This is a genomic window from Pseudomonas sp. FYR_7 (genome assembly GCF_043106155.1).
Taxonomy (GTDB): domain Bacteria; phylum Pseudomonadota; class Gammaproteobacteria; order Pseudomonadales; family Pseudomonadaceae; genus Aquipseudomonas; species Aquipseudomonas parafulva_B.
Genome location: NZ_JBICMI010000061.1, coordinates 60,170 through 82,665, shown reverse-complemented (window position 1 = coordinate 82,665; position 22,496 = coordinate 60,170). Strand labels below are relative to the sequence as shown.

At 63.1% G+C, this 22,496-nt stretch carries 14 protein-coding genes and 1 pseudogene; 6 read left to right on the top strand and 9 right to left on the bottom strand.

Annotated elements, in window-relative coordinates; translation table 11 throughout:
* Positions 1–42 precede the first annotated feature (42 nt).
* The 4 genes from ACF8R3_RS15385 (at position 43) to ACF8R3_RS15370 (ending at position 4,012) form a co-directional block, all read left to right on the top strand.
* Positions 43–1,059, top strand: coding sequence for an ABC transporter substrate-binding protein (locus ACF8R3_RS15385; RefSeq protein ID WP_196185474.1), 1,017 nt, complete (start codon positions 43–45; stop codon positions 1,057–1,059).
* Entirely contained in the window at positions 1,056–1,904 is an 849-nt protein-coding gene (locus ACF8R3_RS15380; protein WP_058638320.1) for a proline/glycine betaine ABC transporter permease, read from the top strand. The genes ACF8R3_RS15385 and ACF8R3_RS15380 overlap by 4 nt, the downstream gene beginning before the upstream one ends.
* Positions 1,905–1,994: 90 nt before the next feature.
* Positions 1,995–2,912 carry an AEC family transporter gene (locus ACF8R3_RS15375; RefSeq protein WP_058638321.1) on the top strand — a complete coding sequence of 306 codons (918 nt, stop codon included), beginning with the start codon at positions 1,995–1,997 and terminating at the stop codon, positions 2,910–2,912.
* A gap of 248 nt (positions 2,913–3,160) precedes the next feature.
* Positions 3,161–4,012: a CAP domain-containing protein gene (locus ACF8R3_RS15370; RefSeq protein WP_196185472.1), complete on the top strand. Its 852-nt coding sequence runs from the start codon at positions 3,161–3,163 to the stop codon at positions 4,010–4,012.
* 64 nt (positions 4,013–4,076) lie between these two features.
* Here ACF8R3_RS15370 and ACF8R3_RS15365 read toward each other — a convergent pair whose 3' ends face one another.
* The 4 genes from ACF8R3_RS15365 to pgm all read right to left on the bottom strand — a co-directional run bounded on the left by ACF8R3_RS15365 (position 4,077) and on the right by pgm (position 9,781).
* Positions 4,077–6,482: a TonB-dependent siderophore receptor gene (locus ACF8R3_RS15365; RefSeq protein ID WP_392515843.1), complete on the bottom strand. Its 2,406-nt coding sequence runs from the start codon at positions 6,480–6,482 to the stop codon at positions 4,077–4,079.
* A gap of 117 nt (positions 6,483–6,599) precedes the next feature.
* Positions 6,600–7,556, bottom strand: a complete 957-nt coding sequence (locus tag ACF8R3_RS15360; protein ID WP_392515842.1) for a FecR domain-containing protein — start codon at positions 7,554–7,556, stop codon at positions 6,600–6,602.
* On the bottom strand, positions 7,553–8,065 hold the full coding sequence (locus tag ACF8R3_RS15355; protein WP_058605405.1) for a sigma-70 family RNA polymerase sigma factor: 513 nt from the start codon (positions 8,063–8,065) through the stop codon (positions 7,553–7,555). Before ACF8R3_RS15355 ends, ACF8R3_RS15360 begins: the two co-directional genes overlap by 4 nt.
* A gap of 78 nt (positions 8,066–8,143) precedes the next feature.
* Positions 8,144–9,781: a phosphoglucomutase (alpha-D-glucose-1,6-bisphosphate-dependent) gene (gene pgm, locus ACF8R3_RS15350; protein WP_392515841.1), complete on the bottom strand. Its 1,638-nt coding sequence runs from the start codon at positions 9,779–9,781 to the stop codon at positions 8,144–8,146.
* A 230-nt stretch (positions 9,782–10,011) separates the two neighbouring features.
* Between pgm and ACF8R3_RS15345 the strand changes: the two genes are divergently transcribed.
* Together ACF8R3_RS15345 and ACF8R3_RS15340 are read left to right on the top strand one after the other, a co-directional pair.
* Positions 10,012–10,659, top strand: a complete 648-nt coding sequence (locus ACF8R3_RS15345) for a DUF1345 domain-containing protein (protein WP_196185468.1) — start codon at positions 10,012–10,014, stop codon at positions 10,657–10,659.
* A 307-nt stretch (positions 10,660–10,966) separates the two neighbouring features.
* Positions 10,967–11,227 carry a DUF1652 domain-containing protein gene (locus ACF8R3_RS15340; RefSeq protein WP_058605402.1) on the top strand — a complete coding sequence of 87 codons (261 nt, stop codon included), beginning with the start codon at positions 10,967–10,969 and terminating at the stop codon, positions 11,225–11,227.
* Here the strand turns inward: ACF8R3_RS15340 and ACF8R3_RS15335 are convergent.
* The 5 genes and pseudogenes from ACF8R3_RS15335 to ACF8R3_RS15315 all read right to left on the bottom strand — a co-directional run bounded on the left by ACF8R3_RS15335 (position 11,224) and on the right by ACF8R3_RS15315 (position 22,428).
* A pseudogene (locus tag ACF8R3_RS15335) lies at positions 11,224–13,294 on the bottom strand (putative bifunctional diguanylate cyclase/phosphodiesterase). The gene ACF8R3_RS15340 and the pseudogene ACF8R3_RS15335 sit on opposite strands and share 4 nt — an antisense overlap.
* A 144-nt stretch (positions 13,295–13,438) precedes the next feature.
* Positions 13,439–14,926, bottom strand: coding sequence for an efflux transporter outer membrane subunit (locus ACF8R3_RS15330; protein ID WP_392515840.1), 1,488 nt, complete (start codon positions 14,924–14,926; stop codon positions 13,439–13,441).
* On the bottom strand, positions 14,923–18,030 hold the full coding sequence (locus ACF8R3_RS15325) for an efflux RND transporter permease subunit (RefSeq protein ID WP_392515839.1): 3,108 nt from the start codon (positions 18,028–18,030) through the stop codon (positions 14,923–14,925). The genes ACF8R3_RS15330 and ACF8R3_RS15325 overlap by 4 nt, the downstream gene beginning before the upstream one ends.
* A gap of 31 nt (positions 18,031–18,061) precedes the next feature.
* On the bottom strand, positions 18,062–21,157 hold the full coding sequence (locus tag ACF8R3_RS15320) for an MdtB/MuxB family multidrug efflux RND transporter permease subunit (protein WP_392515838.1): 3,096 nt from the start codon (positions 21,155–21,157) through the stop codon (positions 18,062–18,064).
* Complete coding sequence (locus ACF8R3_RS15315; protein ID WP_392515837.1) at positions 21,154–22,428, bottom strand: MdtA/MuxA family multidrug efflux RND transporter periplasmic adaptor subunit; 1,275 nt, start codon at positions 22,426–22,428, stop codon at positions 21,154–21,156. Before ACF8R3_RS15315 ends, ACF8R3_RS15320 begins: the two co-directional genes overlap by 4 nt.
* Between the last annotated feature and the right edge of the window lie 68 nt (positions 22,429–22,496).

The window sequence follows — 22,496 nt, the reverse complement described above, 5'->3', positions numbered from 1 at the left end:
ACTTGCCCCATCCCCGAGGGGCTGTAGACGACGAGGTTAGGCATGAAACGAGGTTCATCGCTGCTGTTCGGGGTGCTGTTCGCCCTGGGTGTGGCCACTGCCGACGGCGCTGGCGCTGCCGATCAGAAATCGCCCATTCGCTTTGGCGCCCTTACCTGGGAAAGCGGTGCCTTCACCACCGAACTCCTGCGCGTGATCGTCGAGCGTGGCTACGGCTACGCCACCGAAACATTGCCTGGGAGCACGGTCAGCCTGGAAGTCGCCCTGGCCCGTAACGACCTGCAGGTAATCGCCGAAGAGTGGGCGGGCCGCAGCCCTGCCTGGGTCAAGGCCGAGCAGGCAGGCCAGGTGTTTGCACTGGGCGACACGGTCAAGCATGCCGAAGAAGGCTGGTGGGTACCGGCGTATGTCATCGAAGGCGACGCGTCGCGTAACCTCAAGCCCTTGGCACCTGAGTTGCGCAGCGTCGAGGACCTAAAGCGCTACGCCCCGGTGTTCCGCGACCCCGAATCACCCGACAAAGGCCGTTTCCTGAACAGCCCCAGTGGCTGGACGTCCGAAACCGTGAACAGCCAGAAGCTCAAGGCCTATGGCCTCGACGAACTGTACACGAACTTCCGCACAGGGTCGGGGGCCGCGATGGATGCCGAGATCGGGTCGTCCATTCGCCGGGGCCAACCCGTGCTTTTCTACTACTGGAACCCTACGCCGCTCATGGGCCGCTACAAGCTCGTGCGGCTACAGGAACCTGCATTCGATGCCCAGGCCTGGGCGACGTTGACCGACCCTGCCAACCCAGCTCCAACAGGCAGCAGTTCGCTGCCAGCCAAACTTTCGGTTGGCGTGTCCAAAGCCTTTCGTGAGCAATACCCGGACTTGGTCCAGGTGTTCGAGCGGGTGGACCTGCCTATCGACCCGCTCAACCAGGCACTGGCGCAAATGAGCGAAAAACGGACCCCTCCCCGTGACGCCGCCTTGGCGTTCATGCGCCAGCACCCGCAAGTGTGGAAGGCTTGGCTTCCCGAGCACGTGGCCACCAAGGTCGAGGGCGGTCTGTGAGCAATGGTTTTCCCCAGGCTTTGCAGTTTTCCTTCGCCGACCAGGTCAACCGCATGGTCGACTGGTTGGTACTCCACTATGGGGATCACCTGCGCAGCGTCTCCGACCAGTTGCTGCACGTGCTCGTTGGCCTGGAAAACCTATTGAGGTTTATGCCCTGGTGGCTACTGCTGGCGGTGGTCGGTGCGCTGGCCTGGCATGCTTGCCGAAGCCTGCTGCGAAGTTGTGTTCTGGTAGGGCTGCTGGCACTCATCGGCATGCTGGGGTTGTGGGACAAACTGCTGCAAACCCTGGCGCTGGTGCTGGTCAGTACCGGGCTGTGCGTGCTGGTGGGCATACCGTTGGGCGTCGTGCTGGCAGCTCGGCCGTTGGCAAGACGCCTGGTAATGCCGGTGCTCGACGTGATGCAGACCCTACCCGCCTTCGTCTACCTGATTCCCGTGTTGATGCTCTTCGGCCTGGGCAAGGTGCCTGCGGTTTTCGCGACCTTGATCTATGCCCTGCCCCCTTTGGTGCGGCTCACCGAGCTTGGGTTGAGCCAGATAGACCCATCGTTGCTCAAGGCTGCCCAAGGCCTCGGCGCGACCCGCGCTCAGCGACTCAGGCGCATCGCCCTGCCCCTGGCGCTGCCCAGCATCATGGCCGGGCTCAATCAGTCGGTGATGATGGCCCTGTCGATGGTCGTGGTCGCGTCGATGATTGGGGCGCGAGGGCTGGGTGAAGATGTACTGGCAGGCATCCAGACGCTGAACGTCGGCCAGGGCGTCGAGGCAGGGCTGGCCATCGTGGCACTGGCCATGGTCATCGACCGGATCAGCCAGGCATATGGGCGTGGACGGCGTTGAAAGGCGTTAGCCAGGCCGGTGGGACGGGCATGGCCAAGCGGGTGTCCGGCCGGTAGTCTGTGCAACGTACCCGGCCACGGATCTGTCTCCATGCTGCATGTGCTGTTGACCACCCTGCTTCCGATCATCCTGTTGATCGCCCTGGGCACGCTGCTGCGGGTGCGTGGCTTCGTCGCGCAGAGCTTCTGGCCAGGTGCCGAGCGCCTGAGCTACTACGTGCTGCTGCCCTCGTTGTTCCTCCATGGCCTGGCCACTGCCAACCTGGACGGGGTGCCGGTGCTGGGCATGGTCGCGGTGCTGATGCTCTCGACCCTGTCCGGGGCATTGCTGCTGGTGCTTTATCAAGGCGTTCGCCAGCACGACGGCGCCGACTTCACCTCGCTGTTTCAGGGTGGCATCCGGTTCAACAACTACATCGGCGCGACCCTGGCCGCGGGCATCTATGGCAGTGCGGGTATCGCCTTGGCAGCAGTGGCCAATGCAGCCATCGTGCCACTGGTCAATCTGCTCTGCGTGCTGGTCTTCGCGCGCTTCAGCGCCCGGCACAGCTCGCCGCTGGCGGTACTGCGGGCAATCCTGGCCAACCCGCTGATTCTAGGGTGTGCGGGGGGCATGCTGTTGCGGGTGACGGGGCTTGGGTTGCCAGCTGGTATCGAACCTACCCTCGGCGCGCTGGGCCATGCCGCGTTGCCGCTGGGGTTGCTGTGCGTTGGTGCGGCACTGGGTGGTGCACGTATCGGTGATCAGGCCCAGCCATTGATAGCGGCTTCTGTGTTCAAGTTTCTGGTAATGCCAGCGACGACATGGGGCTTGTGCCGCCTGCTCGGTCTCAATGGCCAGGCCGCTGTAGTGGCGGTGATTTTCCAGGCGCTGCCAACGGCATCGTCTTCCTACGTCATGGCCAGGCAAATGGGCGGCAACGCGCCCCTCATGGCAACCATCATCGCGGTACAGACGGTGGTGGCGGCGGCCACGCTTCCTTTGGTCCTTTCATTGTTACTGGGCTAACCCCCGCGCAAACCCAGCATGGCCCACGTCATGCTGGGTGCAAGTCGGGCCCAGGCCCGCCACGCGCTCACTACCAACGTTTGGCCTGGACATTACCGCACTTTTTGCCCGGGCTGCGGTCTACTCTCCCTTACGACCGACAATGATTGCAGGCGTTTTCAATGCGTTGCACAGCTCGGGTCAAAACCATCGGGCTTGTGTAGGATAGGCAGCGCCTACTCGCCGCTGCCAGCCTCAGGGAGAACCATATGCGCGTCCTGTCATCTGTCGCTGCCTTCACGCTTGGGCTGATCGTTTCGTCCCAGGCGCTGGCTGTCACGGGCGAAGAAGCACAGCTGATCGCGTCGATCAACGCATACCGCAGCCAGGCGCAGCCCTGCGGCGAGCAGGCTTCGCTGGAACTACCGCCGCTTAACAGCGACACTCGCCTGGCGCTGTCTCCCGAAGGCACCCGTGACCTTCAGCAGGCCATGACCCGCGCCGGTTACCCGATGGTCAATGTGCAGGCGATCAGCCTCTCTGGTCCCCGTGATGCACGCGCAGCCATGCACGCCATCGAAGAAAGCTTCTGCCAGGTGGTGCTCGACCCTCAGTTCGTCGACATCGGCGTCAGCCAGGAAGGGCGGGACTGGCGCGTTGTGCTGGCTCGCCCCCTGCTCTCTGGCCGCTTGGGCGACTGGCAAGCGGAAGGGCAGAAGATGCTCCAGGAAATCAACGCCGCGCGTCAGCAACCCCGCCAGTGCGGCGGCCAGCCCTACGCCGCCGCCCCTGCACTTGGCTGGAACACGATGCTGGCCGGGGTGGCGGCCAGCCACACACGGGCCATGGCCAACCAGAATTTCTTCGATCACATCGACAAAGAGGGCCGCACCCCAGGCGACCGGGCTGAGCTTGCCGGTTATCTGTACCAGCAGATTGGCGAGAACATCGCCGCCGGGCGCGACACGCCGCACAAGGTGGTTCAAGGCTGGCTGGACAGCCCAGGCCACTGCGCAATCCTGATGAGCGCCGACTTCCGGGAGCTCGGCGCAGCCTATGCCGTAGACCCGAAGAGCGATGCCGGCATCTACTGGACGGCCCTGTTCGGCTCGCCGCAGTAGCGCCAGCTTTCACCAGCGACAGCCAACACCCGCAGTCTTGGCCCCGGGCTTCTTGCAGGCCGGATCAGAAACCCAGCGTGGCGGACAGCAGGTAGGTGCGTGGTGTCGACAAGGTCAGCCCCGGCTCGGCGTCATCCGGTGCGCCTGCTGAGCTCCAGTAACGATCATCGAGTACGTTTTCGACGCTGGCGCGTAGGGTCACCTGCGTGTCGTCCAGCTTGAACGCATACCGTGCCCCCACGTCATAGCGCTCCCAGCCGTCGATTTTCTTGCTGTTGTTCTGGTCCAGGTACTGGGAACTCGAGTGCGTGCCACGTGCCGTCAGGGTCAGCCCCTGCACCCCCGGCACATCCCATTCGGCACCCAGGTTGACGTTGTACGCGGGCGTTGCAGGCGCACGGTTGCCATCGTAGGCACCTGCGACGGTATCGGTCAGTTCGCTGTCGATGTACATCACCCCGCCCAGCACACGCACCCCTGTGGTGGGTTCACCGAACACGTTCAGCTCCACACCGCGGTTGTCGCGCTTGCCATTGGGGCCGAAGACCCGGGAGCCGGGGTTGGTTTCATAGGCAGGCTGACGGATTCTGAAGGCGCTGGCCGTAAACGCCACTTTGCCCAGGTCATACTTGGCACCCACTTCCACCTGGCGGCTGGTGAAAGGTGGGAATATCTGATCCTCGTTGATCGACGTGGACGGTGCGATCTTGCCTTGGCTCAAGCCCTCCATGTAGTTGGCATACACCGACAGCTCGTCCGTGACCTTGTACAGCACGCCACCGGAGGGCGAGACCTTCTTCTCGTCATACGCCGTATCGCCTTTGACCCCATCACTCCAATCGTCCACCTGCACCCGCTGCCAGCGCAGCCCTAGGGTCAACAGCAATCGGTCATCGAAAAAGCCGAGGGTGTCGGACAACGCCAACCCGGAGAACCGGTTCTCGGTGTAATCCTTCGAATCGAGCCGCGTTGGGGTACCTGGCGTCGGCGTAGCCGTAGGATGGTAGAGGTTGCCGGGTGAGGAAGCGTAACGAGCCCCCCCATTGGTGAAGTCCATGTAGTAATACGTTGCAGCCAGGTTGACCTCGTGGCTGACCGTCCCAGTGTGTAACCAGGTTCTCAAGCCTGCCAAGGCGGTGCGCACCGATTCATCCCTGCTGAAATCGCGGGGCTGGATGGTGAAGTCGCCAGCATTGTTAATCAGAGAAACGTTATGGCGCAGGAAATCGTGCCGGCTCTCCCTGGCACCCACTGCGCCATAGGCCAGCACAGAATCGCTGAGATCATATTCGGCGTGCACTGCCCCGAAGGTATCGTTGGTGCGCGCCTTGCTCCACGCCTGGGCGTAGTTGCGGTGCACACCGCCAGCACGCGGTACCTGGGCGCGGGGCCCAACCAGCACACGTTCCTGGGGGGCATCAGTATCACGCTCGGTATGCCCGAGGTCGGCCGAAAGCCGCAGGCGCTCGCCGCGAAAATCCAGCCCCAGCACGGCCATTTCGCGGTCCACTTGCTGGTGGTCCCACTCGGTATCGCCGGACTGTTTCACCGCATTCAGACGCATGCCGAACTGCTGCTGGTCGCCGAACCTTCGCCCTACGTCAACGGCCCCGCCTACCTGGCCCGCCGAGGCGTAGCTGCCGGTGAACTCGGTGATCGGCGTGTCACCGGCGCGTTTGGGTTGGATGTTGATGCCGCCGCCGACGCTGCCCCGTGGTGCGATGCCGTTGATCAGTTGGCTAGGGCCCTTGATGATGTCGACCCGTTCGGCCATCTCCATATCGATCGAGTAGGTAGGCAGCAAGCCATAGAGGCCGTTGTAGGACACATCACTGTTATACAAGCTGAAACCGCGAATGGTGAACTGCTCGAAACGCCCACCGGCCGGGTTGGTGGCACGAACCGAAGGGTCACTGGCGACCAGTTCGCTCAGGGTGCGCGCCTGTTGGTTCTTCACCAGATCGCTGGTGTAGCTGGTGATGCTGAACGGCGTTTGCATGAAATCGCGCGCACCCAGCAAGCCTTGTGCGCCCTGGCGAGCGACCTGACCGCCTGCATAAGGGAGCGCCTCGTCGGTCGTCGGTGGGCCGCCGACGATGCTGGTAGGGGCTATTTCCAGCGCGCCCCCTTGCTGCGGCGACGGCACGAGCGTAAAGGCATCGTGGCCCACAGGTACCCATTGCAGACCGCTGCCGCGTAGTAATTGCCTGAAGCCTTCATCGACGCTGTACTGGCCGGCCAGCCCTTCACTACGCAGGCCCTTGACCAGCGCCGGGTCCAGCGACAAGCTGACCCCTGCTTGATCGGCGAAGCGGGTCAAGGCCGCCCCCAGGCTCGCCGCTGGCACTTGGTACGTGCGCCGGGCTGGCTCGTCGGCCCAGGCGGGGGTGCCCAGTAGCAGGCTCATGGCGAACAATGGGCGAGCTGCGCGCACCCATGGGCGCAGGTGAATGGACTTTACTGCAGGCATCGATGAGGCTCCCCTTTATGGTGTTCTACGGGTAATGACAGGCGAGCACGAAAAAGGGGACAGCATCGCGTTGATATCACGTGCAATGCGCCGCAACGCAGCGCTCGGGTTCGAGCCTCAGGCAGTCGTTGCTCGCGGCACCAGCGTGATCCAATAGCGGGTACGGGCCACCACCTGCACCGGCAGGCTCGCGGCGAGCAGCGCCAATACCCGGTCGGTGTCATCCAGGCGGAAGGTGCCGGTCACCCTGAGCCTGTCCAACGCCGGATCCCAGCGCAGCACGCCTGGGCGATAGCGGCTCAACTCCACCAGCAGGTCGCCTAGACGTTGATCGTCCAGGCGCAACACGCCATCTCGCCACCCCAGTCGCCAAGCGTGAAGAGGACCGACATTTCGCAGACCTGACGCCAGAACGGCAGCTTGCTGGCCGGCGGTGAGGCGCAGGCGATCACCCTTCAGCGGCTGAACGTCTGCCCGGCCCTGGACAACTGCAACCTGACACCCTGGTTCGACCAGGCGGATGCACACCTGCCCCGGGCCAAGGGTTGCACCACCCACTGTCACCTGACCTGAAGGCACCTGGATGGTCAGGGGTTGAAGGCCAGGCGTGTCGACTGAAACTTCGCCGCGTCGCAACCACAGTCTATGATTGGCAGCGTCCACGTCGACAGCGCTGTCGGTGTTCAACTGCACCTTAGTGCCATCCCCCAGCGTTATGAGCCGCCGTTCACCCACACCCGTACGCAGATCAGCAGCCCAGGCCTCAAGGGGCAATTCGCGGCTCAACCACCAAGCCGTAGGCACCAGCGCTGCCAAACCGAGCATTTGAACAAGCGCGGCACGTCGGCCGTGATCGGGACGGTCAAGGGTGGCCATGGCCAAACTGGCAGGCAACCCGGTAAAGCGCTCACGCAAGCGCAGCGCCTGCTGCCAGGCAGCCTCATGCACAGCGCTTTGCCCCCGCCACTGCTCAAGCCCGGTCAAGTCCGCCTCGCGGGTATCGCCTGAATCGATGAGCGCCAGCCACTGGGCGGCCTCGCGCAACGCCTCCCGTTGGTTCACAGGTGGGCTCACTGAAGTTCGGCCAACAGGCAGTGCTCGTAGGCCTGCGCCATGTAGCGCTTGACCGAACGCTCACAAACACCAAGCCGGCTGGCGATTTCGGCGTAGCTCAGCCCTTCGAGCTGGCTTAGCAGAAAAGCCTTGCGCACGACCGGCTTCAAACCGTCCAGCAATTGATCGAGCGCTTGCAGCGTTTCAAGCAACAACCAGCGCTGTTCGGGCGAAGGCGCGTGCTGTTCAGGCAGGTGCACCAGGGCCTCAAGGTAGGCTTTCTCGAGGCTGCGGCGTTGGTGAAGGTTGCTTAGAAGTCGCTTGCCGACCGTCAGCAGGTAGGCGCGTGGCTCGCGGATGTCGGTCAACGGCTGGGCGCTGGCCATCACGCGAAGGAAGGTATCCTGACTTAGGTCGGCCGCATCCCAGGCATTGCCCATGCGCCGTCGTAGCCAGCCTTCGAGCCAGCCGCGGTGCTCCCGGTAAAGGTCAGGGAAGCTTTGCGTGGGCGGCGGCGCGGCTTCGAACATGGACAAGTCCCTGCGATGATGTAAATAGGATTAATTCTAATTTACATCTCATCGCAGGGCCAAGCCCTTTATCACGGCTTACGCAATGGCCGCATCTACCAGCACCTGGGCTTCCTGAACCAATCGTTGCAAGTGGGCTTCGTCGACAAAACTTTCCGCGTAGATCTTGTAGATGTCCTCGGTGCCAGACGGGCGGGCCGCGAACCAGCCATTGGCGGTGATGACCTTAAGACCACCGATCGCCTGCCCATTACCCGGCGCGTGGCTCAGGATCTGCAGGATCGGCTCTCCAGCAAGCTCGGTAGAGGTCACCTGCTCAGCCGCAAGCTTGCTCAACAACCCTTTCTGGCGGGCATCGGCCTTGGCCTCGACGCGGGTGGCGAACGGCTTGCCCAGCGCCTGGGTCAGCTCGGCGTACGCCTGGCTCGGGTTGCGTCCCGTCCGGGCGGTCATCTCCGCAGCCAGCAAGGCCGGGATGAGGCCATCCTTGTCGGTTGCCCATACCGAGCCGTCGCGGCGCAGGAACGAGGCGCCCGCACTTTCTTCGCCACCAAAGCCCAGCGAGCCGTCGAACAGGCCTTGGGCGAAGAACTTGAAGCCCACGGGTACTTCGTACAGCTCGCGGCCCAACTGTTTGGTCACCCGATCGATCAGGCCGCTGGACACGACCGTCTTGCCGACGGCCGCGTCAGTGCGCCACTGTGGACGGTTGCGGTACAGGTAGTCGATGGCAACGGCCAGGTAATTGTTAGGTTGCAGCAAGCCGTCGGGCGTGACGATGCCATGGCGATCATGGTCCGGGTCGCAGGCAAAGGCCACGTCGAAGCGCTCGCGCAGGCCGATCAAGCCCTGCATGGCGTAGGGTGACGAAGGGTCCATGCGAATCTGGCCATCCCAGTCGACGCTCATGAAGCGGAACGTCGGGTCGACCTCGGTGTTCACCACTTCCAGGTCCAGTTGATAGTGCTGGGCAATGGCCGACCAGTAGCGCACCCCTGCCCCACCCAGCGGGTCCACGCCCAAGCGCAGCTTGGCTGCACGGATGACCTCGAAGTCGATGACGTTTTCCAGGTCTGCCACATAGTGGCTGATGTAGTCGTGACGATGGGTGGTAGGGGCCTGCAGGGCCTGGGCGTGGTCGATGCGCTTGACCCCCGCCAGCCCGGCTGCCAGCAATTCGTTGGCCTTGGCTTCGATCCACTTGGTGACGTCGCTGTCGGCCGGGCCGCCGTTGGGCGGGTTGTACTTGAAGCCACCACTTTGCGGCGGGTTGTGCGAGGGCGTGATCACCACGCCGTCGGCCAGGCCGTCCTGGCGCCCACGGTTGTAGCAGAGGATGGCGTGGGACACCGCCGGCGTCGGGGTGTATTCGTCGTCCTTGGACAACATCACCTGTACACCGTTGGCAGCCAGCACTTCCAATGCACTCGCCGCGGCAGGCGCCGACAGCGCATGGGTATCAGCACCGACGAACAGCGGGCCATCGATGCCCTTTTCCTGGCGGTACAGGCAGATGGCCTGGGTGATGGCCAGCACATGGTGTTCGTTGAAGCTCAACTCGAGCGAAGTACCCCGGTGCCCCGATGTGCCGAAGGCGACACGCTGGCTCGCCACGCCAGCATCCGGCCGGCCGGTGTAGTAGGCCGTGAGTAGGCGGGGAATATCGACCAGCACGCTGGCTGGAGCCGGCTTGCCTGCCAAAGGACTGAGCGTCATGCATTAACCTCGAGTTCAGCGAAATGTGGGGATTAGAGCGTGCAGTGTACTGAGAGTTGCAAGTGCGCGCGATGCAGTGCACGAAAGAAACCGTGGGTATCGCTCAAGGGCAATTCGACGCCTACCGCCAGCGCTGCCCAGGGAGCGTATCGAGGCCCTGTCCATGCGGATCTTGGCACACGCCAAGCGGTCAGAAACCTTGTCGAGCACACCCCCTGCTGTGAGGCACCATGGCTTTCTATCGTCTAACGCGCACCCATCCTAGATTGAGCTTGGCCACAGGCGTAGGGTTGCTGGGCGCCTGGCTGGTCCCTGTCACTGACCCTGTGCAACGCCTGTTGGCGGGTTGGAACATTGGCGTTTGGCTGTACCTGATGCTGGTACTCTGCCTCAGCAGCACCGCAAGCCCTGCAAAGGTTCGCAGGGTGGCCCACAGCGAAGACGAAAACGCAGGCCTGGTGCTGCTTACCGTCTGCATCGCGGCAATCGCCAGCCTGGTCGCCGTGACGCTGCAACTGGTATCCAGCCGCGGGCTGCATGGCAGCGCATTGACGACTCACTACTTGTACACCGGGTTCACCGTCGCAGGTTCCTGGCTGCTGATCGGCTGCATCTTCAGCCTGCACTATGCGCGGCTGTTCTATGCAGAGACCGCCACGGCGCCGCCTTTACGCTTCGCCGATGGAGAAACCCAGCCGGACTACTGGGACTTTCACTACGTGTCGTTCACCATCAGCGTGGCCGTCCAGACATCCGACGTAGGCGTAGCCGGTAGAGCGATGCGGCGGGTGGTACTGGCCCACTCGCTCGTGGGGTTCGTGTTCAACACCGCCATCCTCGGTTTCACCATCAATATCGCGGCTGGATTGCTTGGGTGACCATCCGCCGGTCGGATTTCACGAATTCAAGCCGTACTCGGACCTAGAGGTTCCAAGAGCCCGTCGCGCGCACCCACGCCGGGCCTGGATCAGGGCGCTCGGTGCGCTCGCCAGAGGGGCAAAAATGAGAAGATGCGCCTTGACCTGCTTCTGAAAATCCTCTGCGCTGTGATGCAGATCATGCCCTGCAACATTTGTCACATTTGCGAGAGAGAGTAACGTCAACCAGGTGCTATGGTTACTTTCCCGGCAGCCACAGTACGCGGCCGCCTTTCACCAGCTTTCAGTCACGTACAAGGAGGCTCGGATGAACAAGATGACCTTCCCCAACGCCTGCCAGGTCATGCGCTGGCACTTCCATCCTCTGGGCTTCGAAGCCAACATGGATGCGCCGCGCAGCATGGTGGCGCGGCTGTTCGACAGAAGCACGGGCGAAACCTTGCTGGCCATAGCAGGCATCCCCTGCACGGCCATCATGGCTGCCAGTGATGTCGAGCGCATCATCGAAGCGGTCGAAGCCGAACTCGAAGCCTTCCAGCCCCCGCCCCTGCTGCGCAACGCCAGTTAACCCATGGCCGGGCCAGGGCTCGACCCCAGCAACTGCTCGGCCGGCACGGGTCGGCCGAGCAGGTAGCCCTGAAGCGCATCGCAGCCCAGCCGCGTCAGGAAGGCTTGCTGACTTGAAGTCTCGACCCCTTCTGCGACGATTCGCAATCCCAGTGCGCGGCCCAACGCTACGATGGCCGACACGATGGCCGCATCCTCGCCCTCATCCTCCAGCTCGCGTACAAACCCTCGGTCGATTTTCAGCTCGTTGGCCGGCAAGCGCTTGAGGTACATCAGGCTGGAATAGCCTGTACCAAAGTCGTCAATCGACAGATCCACGCCCATGTCCGAGAGCTGCTGGAGTACGGTCAGGCTCACCTCCACGTCCGACATCGCCGTGGTTTCGGTGATCTCCAATGTCAGGCAGTTGGCGGGCAGTGCATGGCGTTCCAGAGCGCGCCACGCTATCAAGCAACCCCGCGTGGCAAAACTGGATGGCCGACAGGTTGACCGCGATCCGCCAACCCTCGATACCTTCATCCAGCCACAGGCGCATCTGGCGACATGCCTCGTCCAGTACCCAGTCACCGATGGAAATGATCAGGCCGGTCTTTTCCGCAAGGCTGATGAAACGGTCAGGGGCCAAGAGCCCGTGCTGCGGATGCTCCCAACGCAGCAGCGCCTCGGCGCCGATCGGTTGACCCTGTTTGGCGTCGAACTTGGGTTGGTAATGCAGACGAAATTGACCCGCCGCTACTGCCAGGCGCAAGTCCTGCACCAACTGCAGTTGCTGCCGGGCATTGCTGTTCATCGAGGCGTCGAAAAAGCTGTAGCCATTCTTGCCTATTCGCTTGGCGTGATACATGGCGGCGTCGGCGTTGCGCAGCAGCTCGTGCTGATCCTCACCGTTGCCGGGGTACAGGACGATACCCAGGCTGGCCGAAAGCTGCAGGTCATGCTCAGCCACCTTGAAAGGCCGTGAGACCAGGTTCACCTGCTTGATGGCAACGTTCATGGCATCGCTCGGGTCCTGCAACTCGACCAGCAGCACAAACTCATCCCCGCCGATGCGCGCCAGTGTGTCCTGGCTGTGCAGGTGCCCGCGCAATCGCGTCGCCACAGCTTTGAGCAGCAGGTCTCCGGCATGATGGCCAAAGGCATCGTTGACCGGCTTGAACCCGTCCAGATCAATGAACATCAGCGCAAAGCAACCGCCCTGCTCGGCTACCTTGGCGATGGCCAGTTCGATGCGGTCAGCCAGCAGGCTGCGATTGGGCAGGCCTGTAAGCGTGTCGTGCAATGCCAGCTGAGTCAGCTCCTGGTTGGCCAGGGTCAGCGACCTGGCCAGCGCCGCCGTGCGGGCCTCGAGGCGCGCGTCCAGCACGGAGGTCAGCAAAGCCACCAGCAGCACCGCAAAGGTCGTGATCAGGACAAGCGATACCAGGCCATCCCCCTCAAGGCCATCGGGCAGCGCACCGCAGAAACTGCCCTTGGGAAACCCAGCGGCCGCCATACCGGTGTAGTGCATGCCGACGATGGCGATCCCCATGAGCACCGCTGCCAGCCCACGGATTTGACGCACGTAGGGGGTCTGTCTGCGCAGCCGGAACGCGATCCACAACGCCGCCGCCGAAGCGCCCACCGCGATCAGCAGCGAAGCCAGAAACAGGCTCGGGTCGTAGTCGATGCCGGGTGTCATGCGCAGCGCTGCCATGCCGGTGTAATGCATGCTGGCGATACCGGCTCCCATGATGAGCGCGCCGAGGGCAAGCTGCAGGGCGGGCAAGCTGGGCTGGCTGACCAGCCAGAGGGCGAAGCCCGAGGACAGCACCGCAATCAGCAGCGAGCATGCGGTCAACGTCAGGTCATAGCCCAGCTCGATTGGCAGTTGCAAGGCGAGCATGCCGACAAAATGCATGGACCAGATTCCGGTTCCCATGGCCAGCGCCCCGCCGATCATCCACAGGGAGGCGGCATACCCCCTGGCGGTGGCAATGCGTCCGGCAAGGTCCAGAGCCGTGTAGGACGCCAGGATGGCCACGCACAAGGAAATCAACACCAGCGAAGAGGAGTAGCTAGCGGTCAGCATTTTGCGGAGTACCAGGAGCCGGCAGAGGTAGGCACGAAAGGCCGACCATTGTACTCAAGCTTGGGTAAAACGCACGGTGTTTCGGCATAGCAAATGGCCATGTCGACGGCAGGTCTGTACGTCGACATGGGCCAAGGTTACGCATCAATCCTGGTCGGCGAACGCTCCTTGTGCATCCCAGCCACCGCCCAGCGCTGCCACCAATTGAACACTGGCGACCAAGCGTCCCTGCAACAGGTTGAGCACACTGCGCTCGTTGCTCAGCGCGGTGGCCTGAACATTGACCACATCCAGATAACCGATCAAGCCGGCCTTGTATTGATTTTCCGTAAGCCGCAGCGACTCGCGGGCGGCCTCCAGGGCCTCCTGGCGCACCACGGCTTCGTCCCCGTACACCTTCAGTTGCACCAGCAGGTTCTCCACCTCCTTGAAACCATCCAGCACGGTCTGGCGGTACTGGGCGACCGTCTGATCATATACGGCTACGGTACGGTCCACCTCGGCGCTGCGCCTGCCTGCATCGAACAGGGTGAGCGCAAGCTGTGGTCCGACCGACCAGTAACGGTTGGGCAACTCGATCCAGTTGTTGAAGCTGCTGCTCGAGTAACCGCCGTTAAGGCTCAGGCTAAGATCCGGAAAATAGGCCGCGCGCGATACGCCGATATTGGCGTTGGCAGCCATCACATTGCGCTCGGCAGCGGCGATGTCGGGCCGCCGCTCGAGCAGTTGCGATGGCAGCGCCACCGGAATTTGCGGCAATGCAGGAATCGCCTGGCTGTCGGCCAGGGCAAATTGCGCAGGCGTCTTGCCCAGCAGCACGGCAATAGCGTTCTCGAACTGGGCGCGCTGCCAGATCAGGTCGATCAGGTCAGCCTCGGTGCTCTTGAGCTGGGTGCGCGCCTGGGCTACCGCGTCGGGGCCGGCGATACCTGCGCGGTATTGGTTCTGATTCATCCGCAGCGAGCGCTCGTAGGCGGCCACCGTGGCTTGCAGCAGGCGCTTCTGCTCATCGATGACGCGCAGTTGCAGGTAGTTCTGCACCAGCTCCGACTGCTGGCTCAAGCGCATGGCGGCAAGGTCGGCCAGGCTGGCCTGAGCACTGGCCTGGTTGGCATTGAGCGTCTCGCGCAACTTACCCCACAAGTCGATTTCCCAGCTGACTCCCAACTGGGCGTTGTAAGTGTCCCGAATGCCGCTGCTGTTATTGGACAGGCTTGAGCTGGAACTGCCAGTGCCCTGGGCCGAGCGGTTCTTGGCCACGCTCAGGTCGAGACTTGGAAACAGTCCGGCGCGGCTGCTGCGCACCAGCGCCTGGGCCTGGCGATACTGCGCCTCGGCTTGCGCCACACTCTGGTTGTTGCGATTGAGCTCATCGACCAGTGCATTGAGTTGCGCGTCGCCATAGATCTCCCACCAGGCACCACGGGCGATGGCGTCAGAAGGCGTTGCCTGCGTCCAGCCTTCGGCATGCTTGAATTGCGCCGTGCCGGTCATTTCCGGACGGTGATAGTCCGGGGCCAATGTACAGGCGCTGAGCAAGGCGGCCCCCAAGGCTGCCCCCAGCAAACGCGAGCCGCGAACACGGCTGAGCACTTGCAGGGCACGATGAAGCGGAGTCTGGGCAAAAGTCATAGCGGGTTTTCCAAGGCCGCGTCGGTGCGCACACCGCGCCAACGGTTGTAGCGGTGACGCAAGCGGTCCAGATACAGATAGACCACAGGCGTCGTGTAGAGGGTCAGGACCTGGCTGAAGACCAGGCCGCCGATGATGGTCAGCCCCAGCGGCTGACGCATCTCCGCCCCTTCTGCCTGGCTCAGCAGCAGAGGCAAGGCGCCGAGAATGGCCGCCAGCGTCGTCATCAGGATTGGGCGCAGGCGCAGCAGGCATGCGCGGCGAATGGATTCCTCAGGCGACAGCCCCTGGTGACGTTCAAGTTGCAGGGCCAGGTCGATCATTAAGATGGCATTTTTCTTTACCACCCCGATCAACAGGAACAGCCCCAGCAGGGAGATCAGGCTGAATTCGCCACCGGTCACATACAGCGCCAACAAGGCACCGACGCCGGCCGAGGGCAGCGTGGACAAGATGGTCAGGGGGTGGATGTAGCTCTCGTACAGAATCCCGAGTACCAGGTACACAAGCACCAGTGCGCCTAGAATCATGAAGGGCTGCCCCTGTGCGGTCTTGGTGAAGGCATCGGCGGTGCCGCCAAGCTTGGCGATCACCCCTTCCGGAAGGCCGAGCTTGGCCACGGCACGCTCGACTGCCGCCAGCGCCTGGTCGGTGCTGTAGCCTTCGGCGACGTCGAAGGCGATATCCTCGGAGGCGAACTGGTCTTCGTGGCTGACCCGGTCGTTGGCCAGGCTGTTCTCATAGTGCGCGATGGTCGACAGCGGCACCCGCGCGCCCTCGGCGGTAATCACCTGCACCTGCTCCAGGGTACTGGGGTCCCAGGCGTATTTCGGGTTGATCTCCAGCACTACCTGATATTGGTTGAGGCTGTCATAGATGGTGGAGATCTGCCGCTGGCTGTAGGCATTGTTCAGCACGGTGGTGACCATCTGCATGTCGATGCCCAGGCGCTTGGCCTGGTCGCGGTCAACCACCAGCGTCACCTGCTGGGTGCCCGCCCCGTCGCGCGCGTCGATGGCGGTCAGCTCGGGCAAGGCGCGCATGGCCGCGACGACCTTGGGGAACCACTGGCGCAAGGCTGCCAGGTCGCCACTCTGCAAGGTATACAGGTACTGCGAGGACGATTGATCGCGCCCGCCACCGCCCAGTTGCAAGTCCTGATCGGCCATCAGGAACAGCCGCCCGCCAGGCACCTTGGGCATCTCCTTGCGCAGGCGTTCAATCACCTTCTGGGCATCGAGTTTGCGTTCGCCGATGGGCTTGAGCCTGACCAGCACCATGGCGTTGTTGGTACCGCTGTTGCCGCCGATGAAGCCTGCAACACTCTGTACGGCAGGGTCTGCCAGCAAGGCGCGCCGGTAGGTTTCCATCTTGGGCTGCATGACGCTGAACGACAGGCCGTCATCACCGCGGATGAAACCCATGAGCTGGCCGGTATCCTGCTGGGGCATCAGTGTCTTGGGCACCACGACATACAGCGCCACGTTGACCGCAATGGTCACCAGCAGGCTGATCAGGGTCAGGCGCCGATGCCGCAGCGCCCAGCCCAGGCTGCGGTCATAGCCGGCAACCATGCGCCGGTGCACAACATCGCTCCACCGTTGCAGGCGAGTCTGCTCGGCCTGGTGCGCGGTCAGCCAACGGGCGCACAGCATGGGGGTGAGGGTTAGCGACACCAGCAGCGAAACCATGATGGCGGCCGCCAGGGTGATGGAAAATTCCTGGAACAAGCTGCGCACAATGCCGCCCATGAACAGGATCGACACGAACACGGCCACCAGTGACACGTTCATCGACAGGAGGGTGAAGCCGACTTCCTTGGCGCCCAGGAAGGCCGCTTTCATCGGTGGCTGCCCGTCCTCGATATGCCGGGAGATGTTCTCCAGCACGACAATGGCATCGTCCACCACAAGGCCGGTCGCCAGGATCAGCGCCATCAGCGACAAGTTGTTGAGCGAGAAGCCGCACAGGTACATGACCGCGAAGGTGCCAACCAGCGACACCGGCACCGCCAGGCTGGGAATCAGTGAAGCACGCAGGCTGCCGAGGAACAGGTAGACCACCAGGATTACCAGCACCACGGCGATCAGCAAGGTATGCTCCGCCTCCTTGAGTGTGGCCTTGATCACCGGCGAACGGTCCATGGCCACGTTCAGCTCGACGCTCGCCGGAAGTAGCGATTGCAGGGCAGGCAACTGCGACTTGATCTGCTCCACAGTGGCAATGATGTTGGCACCTGCCTGCCGGTTCACGACCAGCAATACCGCGCTCTGGTCATTGAAAAAGCCACTGTTGTAGCGGTTTTCGACCCCATCGGTGATGGTTGCCACATCCGATAGCCGAAGAACCGTGCCGTTCTCCTGGCGAATCACGAGCGGCCCGTAATCCTTGGCGCTTTCCAACTGGTCGTTGGCCCGCACCTGCCAGTTGCGCTCGGCATCCTCGACAAAACCCATGGGCCGGCGCTGGTTGGCATTGGCCACCGCGGTACGCACCTCGTCCAGCGCCAGGCCGTACTGGTTCAGCAACTGTGGCTCGACCGAAATGCGCACGGCCGGCAGCGAACTGCCACCGATCTGCACCTCGCCCACGCCCGGCACCTGGGCCAGGCTTTGGGACAGGATGGTATCGGCCAAATCGTACAGCTGCCCTTTCTGCAGCACGCTGGAGGTCAGCGACAAAACCATGACCGGCGCCTGGGACGGGTTGATCTTCTTGTAGGTCGGCATGCTGCGCATGCCGCTGGGCAGCAGGTTGCGGGTGGCATTGATTGCGGCCTGCACCTCGCGCGCAGCCCCGTCGATGTCGCGCCCAAGCTCAAAACCAATGATGACCCGCGTGGAGCCCTGGTTGGAGCTGCTGGTCAATGTGGTAACCCCGGCAATGCTGCCCAGCTTGCGCTCAAGCGGCGTTGCCACGGTCGAGGCCATGACTTCGGGGCTTGCACCCGGCAGGTTGGCCGACACCACGATCACCGGGAAATCCATCTGCGGCAGCGGCGAGACCGGCAGCAGACCGAAGCTGACCGCGCCCAGCAGCATGATCGCCAGGCTCAACAGCATGGTTGCCACGGGCCTGCGGATGAATGGCGCAGACAGGTTCATCGGGCCGCCCCTACTGAAGCGCTGCGCGTATTCATACCGGTTCCTGCGCCAGGTTGCGCTTGCCGAAACGACGCCCCAGCCGGTCGAAGTACAGGTAGATGACCGGCGTGGTGAATAGCGTCAGCACCTGGCTCACGAGCAGCCCACCCACCATCACCAGGCCAAGGGGTTGGCGCAGTTCGGCGCCGGACCCGGTGGCCAACATCAACGGCACGGCTCCGAACAAGGCCGCCAGCGTGGTCATGAGGATTGGCCGGAACCGCAGCAGCGCGGCCTGGTAGATGGCATCGCGCGGGCTCATGCCCTGGTGACGTTCGGCTTCGAGCGCGAAGTCAATCATCATGATGGCGTTTTTCTTGACGATACCGATCAGCAGGATGATGCCGATAATGGCGATCATGCCCAGGTCGTTGCCACTGATCAGCAGCGCCAGCAAGGCGCCCACGGCAGCCGAAGGCAGCGTCGAGAGGATGGTCACCGGGTGGATGTAGCTCTCATAGAGCACACCCAGCACGATGTACATGGTCACCACCGCCGCGAGAATCAGCAGCAAGGTGCTCGACAGTGATGCCTGGAACGCCTGCGCCGCGCCCTGGAACCGGGTCTGGATGCCCAACGGCATGCCGATGTCCTGCTGAACCTGCTCGATCACCTGCACGGCTTTGCCCAGCGAGGCGCCCTGCCCCAGGTTGAATGACAAGGTGACCGCCGGGAACTGACCGATGTGAGAAATGGCCAGCTGCGCCTGGCGCTGCTCGATGCGCGCCAGCGCCGACAGACGCACCTGCCCGCCATCACTGGCCTTGACGTGGATCGACTCCAGTGCCTGGGGACCGATCACGGCCGCGTCTCGCGACTGCAGCACCACCCGGTATTGGCTGGCCTGGGTGTAGATAGTCGAAATCTGCCTCTGGCCGAAGGCATCGTAGAGCGCGTTGGTGATCTGCGACACGCTGACGCCCAGCCGGCTGGCCATGTCCCGGTCGATCACCAGGTACACCTGCAGCCCATTGGCCTGCAGGTCACTGGCCACATCGGCAAGCTCGGGGCGCAGGTTCAGGGCCTGGACCAGTTTGCCACTCCACTGCCCCAGCAGTTCGGCATCGGGCGATGACAATGTGAACTGGTACTGCGTGCGGCTGACCCGGTCCTCAATACTCAAATCCTGCACCGGCTGCATGAACAGGCGGATGCCCACCAGCTTGTCGAGCTGGGGTTGCAAGCGCTTGATGACATCGCTTGCAGTGACATCGCGCTCCCCATGAGGCTTGAGGTTGATGAGCATACGGCCGCTGTTGAGGGTGGCGTTGTCGCCGTCCACGCCAATGTAGGACGAGAGGCTCTGCACGGCAGGGTCCTGCAGGATGACGCGGCTCAGGGCCTGCTGCCGGTCGCTCATGGCCGCGAACGAGGTGGATTGGGGTGCTTCGGAGATGCCCTGAATGACGCCCGTGTCCTGGACCGGGAAGAATCCCTTGGGCACCACCATGTACAGCAGCACCGTCAACGCCAGGCTTGCCACCGCCACCAGCAGGGTCAGGGGCTGGCGCTTGAGTACCCATTGCAGGGCGCTGGCGTAGTGCTTGATCAACCAGTCGATCCAGGCACCGCTGGCCCGGTAGAAACGGCCTTGCTCATCTGGGGTGGGTTCGCGCTTGAGCAGGCGCGCGCACATCATCGGCGTCAGGGTCAGCGAGACCACCAGGGAAATCAGGATGGCCACTGCCAGGGTGATGGCGAACTCCCGGAACAGGCGCCCTACCACATCGGCCATGAACAACAGCGGGATCAGCACGGCGATCAGCGAGAAGGTCAGCGAGATCAAGGTAAAGCCAATCTGCCTGGCGCCTTTGAGCGCCGCCTGCAGCGGCGTTTCGCCTTCCTCGATGTGCCGTGAAATGTTCTCCAGCATCACGATCGCATCGTCCACCACAAAACCGGTGGCGATGGTCAGCGCCATCAGGGTGAGGTTGTTGATGGAAAACCCTGCCAGGTACATGACGGCGAAGGTGCCGACCAATGACAGCGGCACGGCGATCGAAGGAATGATCGTAGCGCTGACCCGCCGCAGGAACAGGAAGGTGACCATTACCACCAGGGCGATGGCGATCAGCAGTTCATGCTGAACGTCGCGCACGGCGGCGCGGATGGTCTGGGTACGGTCGGTGAGCACGGACACGTCCAGGCCGGCGGGCAGGTTGTCGGTGATCGAGGGCAGCATGTCCTTGATGCGGTCCACCACCTCGATGACGTTGGCACCTGGCTGACGCTGAATGTTCAGAAGCACGGCGTGATTCTGGTTGGCCCAGGCCGCCAGCCGTTCGTTTTCCGCGCCGTCGACGATCTGCGCCACATCCTTCAAACGCAGCGGGGCGCCGTTGTTGTAGGCCAGGATGAGGTTGGCGTATTCCTCGGGCGAGCGCAGTTGGTCATTAGCGTCGAGCATCGAGACGCGTGTAGGGCCATCGAAATTGCCCTTGGGCTGGTTGACGTTGGAGGCCCCGATCAGTGTGCGGACATCCTCCAGGTTGAGCCCGTTGGCCGCCAGTGCATCCACATTGACCTTGATGCGCACAGCCTGGCGCTGGCCCCCTGCGATGCTGACCATGCCCACCCCGCTGGTCTGGGCCAGCTTCTGGGCCACGCGGGTGTCGACCAGATCGTTGAGCTTGGGCAGCGGCATGGTCTTGCTGGAGATGGCCAGCGTCAGCACTGGCGTATCGGCCGGGTTGACCTTGTTATAGACCGGGGGGGCCGGAAGGTCGCTGGGCAGCAGGTTGCTGGCGGCGTTGATCGCGGCCTGCACTTGCTGCTCGGCCACGTCCATGTTCATGTCCAGGTTGAAGCGCAGGGTCAGGACCGACGCGCCCCCTGAACTGGTCGAGGCCATCTGCTCAAGGCCGGGCATCTGGCCGAACTGACGTTCAAGTGGCGCGGTGACGGCACTGGTCATCACCTGGGGGCTTGCCCCGGGGTACAGGGTCATGACGCGAATCGTGGGGTAATCGACCTGCGGCAGCGCGGCGACAGGCAGCATGCGGTAGGCGATCAAACCGGCCAGCACCAAGGCCAGCATGGTCAAGGTCGTTGCGACTGGCCGCAGGATGAACAGGCGCGAGAGGTTCATGCGCCCGCCTTGCCTGCGGTGCTATCGGCCTGGCCCGGCGCATTGCTTTCCTGGCCCTGCAAATGCTGGCCTGGCGTGGTCGGCACCTGGGCGCTGTCATCGACCACTTCCACCTTGGTGCCTTCACGCAGGCGGTCGGTGCCTTCGAGCACCAGGCGATCACCGGCCGCCAGGCCGTCGAGGATCACGCTTTTTTCACCGTCGCTGGGGCCGACCTTCAGCTTGCGCACGTTGACGGTATTTTCGCCGTTGATCACATAGGCGAACGTCCCGTCGTTACCGAACTGAATGGCGGCGGCTGGCGCCAGCACCACCTGCTTGAGCGTATCGGCAAGCAGGCGCACGTTGACGAACTGGTTGGGGAACAGGGCCAGGTCCTTGTTCTCGAAACGGCCCTTGAACTTGAGGGTGCCAGTGGCAGTGTCGATCTGGTTGTCGATGCTGCCCAGCACGCCGGTGGCCTGCAGCTTGCTGTCGCTCCGATCCCACGCCTCCACAGGCAGGCTGGCGCCGGTGCGATAGCGTTCAAGAACGGTACCCAGTTCGGTTTCCGGCAGCGTGAACGCCACGTTGATCGGCTCGGTCTGGGTGATCACCACCAGCGCTGTGGTGTCGTTGGCGGCCACCAGGTTGCCCAGGTCGAGCTGGCGCAGGCCGACACGGCCGCTGATCGGCGCGCGAATCTGGGTGAATTCAAGGTTCAGGCGCGCATCGTTGACCTGTGCCTGGTTGGTCTTGACCAGCCCCTGGAACTGGGCCACCTGTGCCTGAGCGGTGTCCAGGGTTTGCTTGGCGATACTGTCCTCGGCATACAGCCCTTTGTAGCGAGCGACGTCGACCTGGGCATTCTTCAGTTGCGCCTGGTTCTGGGCCAGGGTGCCCTCGGCCTGTTGCAGGGCGATGCGGTAGGCACGCGGGTCGATTTCGGCAAGCAAGTCACCGGCCTTTACCTGCTGCCCTTCCTTGAAGTGAATCTTGACCAGCTCACCGCCTACACGGCTGCGCACATTCACGGTATTGGTCGCGGTCACCGTGCCAAGCGCCTTGTAGTAAAGCGGGAAATCGCCCACCCGTGCAGGTTCCACCCTCACCGGGACCGGGTCAGTAGACCCGCCGAAACCGGGCCGCCCGCTTTTGCCGCCCGGCCCTCCAGCAGCCTGGTCGGTGGCTGGCGTGGCAGGCCATAGCCACCAGGCCAGCACTGCGACCAGCAACACGATCAGCAGCGTGACGAGCCAGCGACGGGGAGAACGGGATTTTGGCGCTTGCATGGGTTGAACGAACCTTGTTCGGATTGACGATTCAGGAGGGTGAACGATAAGCACTGTCGACGGCCAAG

Bases quoted from the DNA above. Each gene is read 5' to 3' on its own strand.
- ACF8R3_RS15330 (WP_392515840.1), bottom strand. From the start codon at position 14,926: ATGACTTTTGCCCAGACTCCGCTTCATCGTGCCCTGCAAGTGCTCAGC.
- ACF8R3_RS15340 (WP_058605402.1), top strand. From the start codon at position 10,967: ATGAACAAGATGACCTTCCCCAACGCCTGCCAGGTCATGCGCTGGCAC.
- ACF8R3_RS15365 (WP_392515843.1), bottom strand. From the start codon at position 6,482: ATGCCTGCAGTAAAGTCCATTCACCTGCGCCCATGGGTGCGCGCAGCT.
- ACF8R3_RS15315 (WP_392515837.1), bottom strand. From the start codon at position 22,428: ATGCAAGCGCCAAAATCCCGTTCTCCCCGTCGCTGGCTCGTCACGCTG.
- ACF8R3_RS15320 (WP_392515838.1), bottom strand. From the start codon at position 21,157: ATGAACCTCTCGCGCCTGTTCATCCTGCGGCCAGTCGCAACGACCTTG.
- ACF8R3_RS15375 (WP_058638321.1), top strand. From the start codon at position 1,995: ATGCTGCATGTGCTGTTGACCACCCTGCTTCCGATCATCCTGTTGATC.
- pgm (WP_392515841.1), bottom strand. From the start codon at position 9,781: ATGACGCTCAGTCCTTTGGCAGGCAAGCCGGCTCCAGCCAGCGTGCTG.
- ACF8R3_RS15385 (WP_196185474.1), top strand. From the start codon at position 43: ATGAAACGAGGTTCATCGCTGCTGTTCGGGGTGCTGTTCGCCCTGGGT.
- ACF8R3_RS15370 (WP_196185472.1), top strand. From the start codon at position 3,161: ATGCGCGTCCTGTCATCTGTCGCTGCCTTCACGCTTGGGCTGATCGTT.
- ACF8R3_RS15345 (WP_196185468.1), top strand. From the start codon at position 10,012: ATGGCTTTCTATCGTCTAACGCGCACCCATCCTAGATTGAGCTTGGCC.
- ACF8R3_RS15355 (WP_058605405.1), bottom strand. From the start codon at position 8,065: ATGTTCGAAGCCGCGCCGCCGCCCACGCAAAGCTTCCCTGACCTTTAC.
- ACF8R3_RS15325 (WP_392515839.1), bottom strand. From the start codon at position 18,030: ATGAACCTGTCTGCGCCATTCATCCGCAGGCCCGTGGCAACCATGCTG.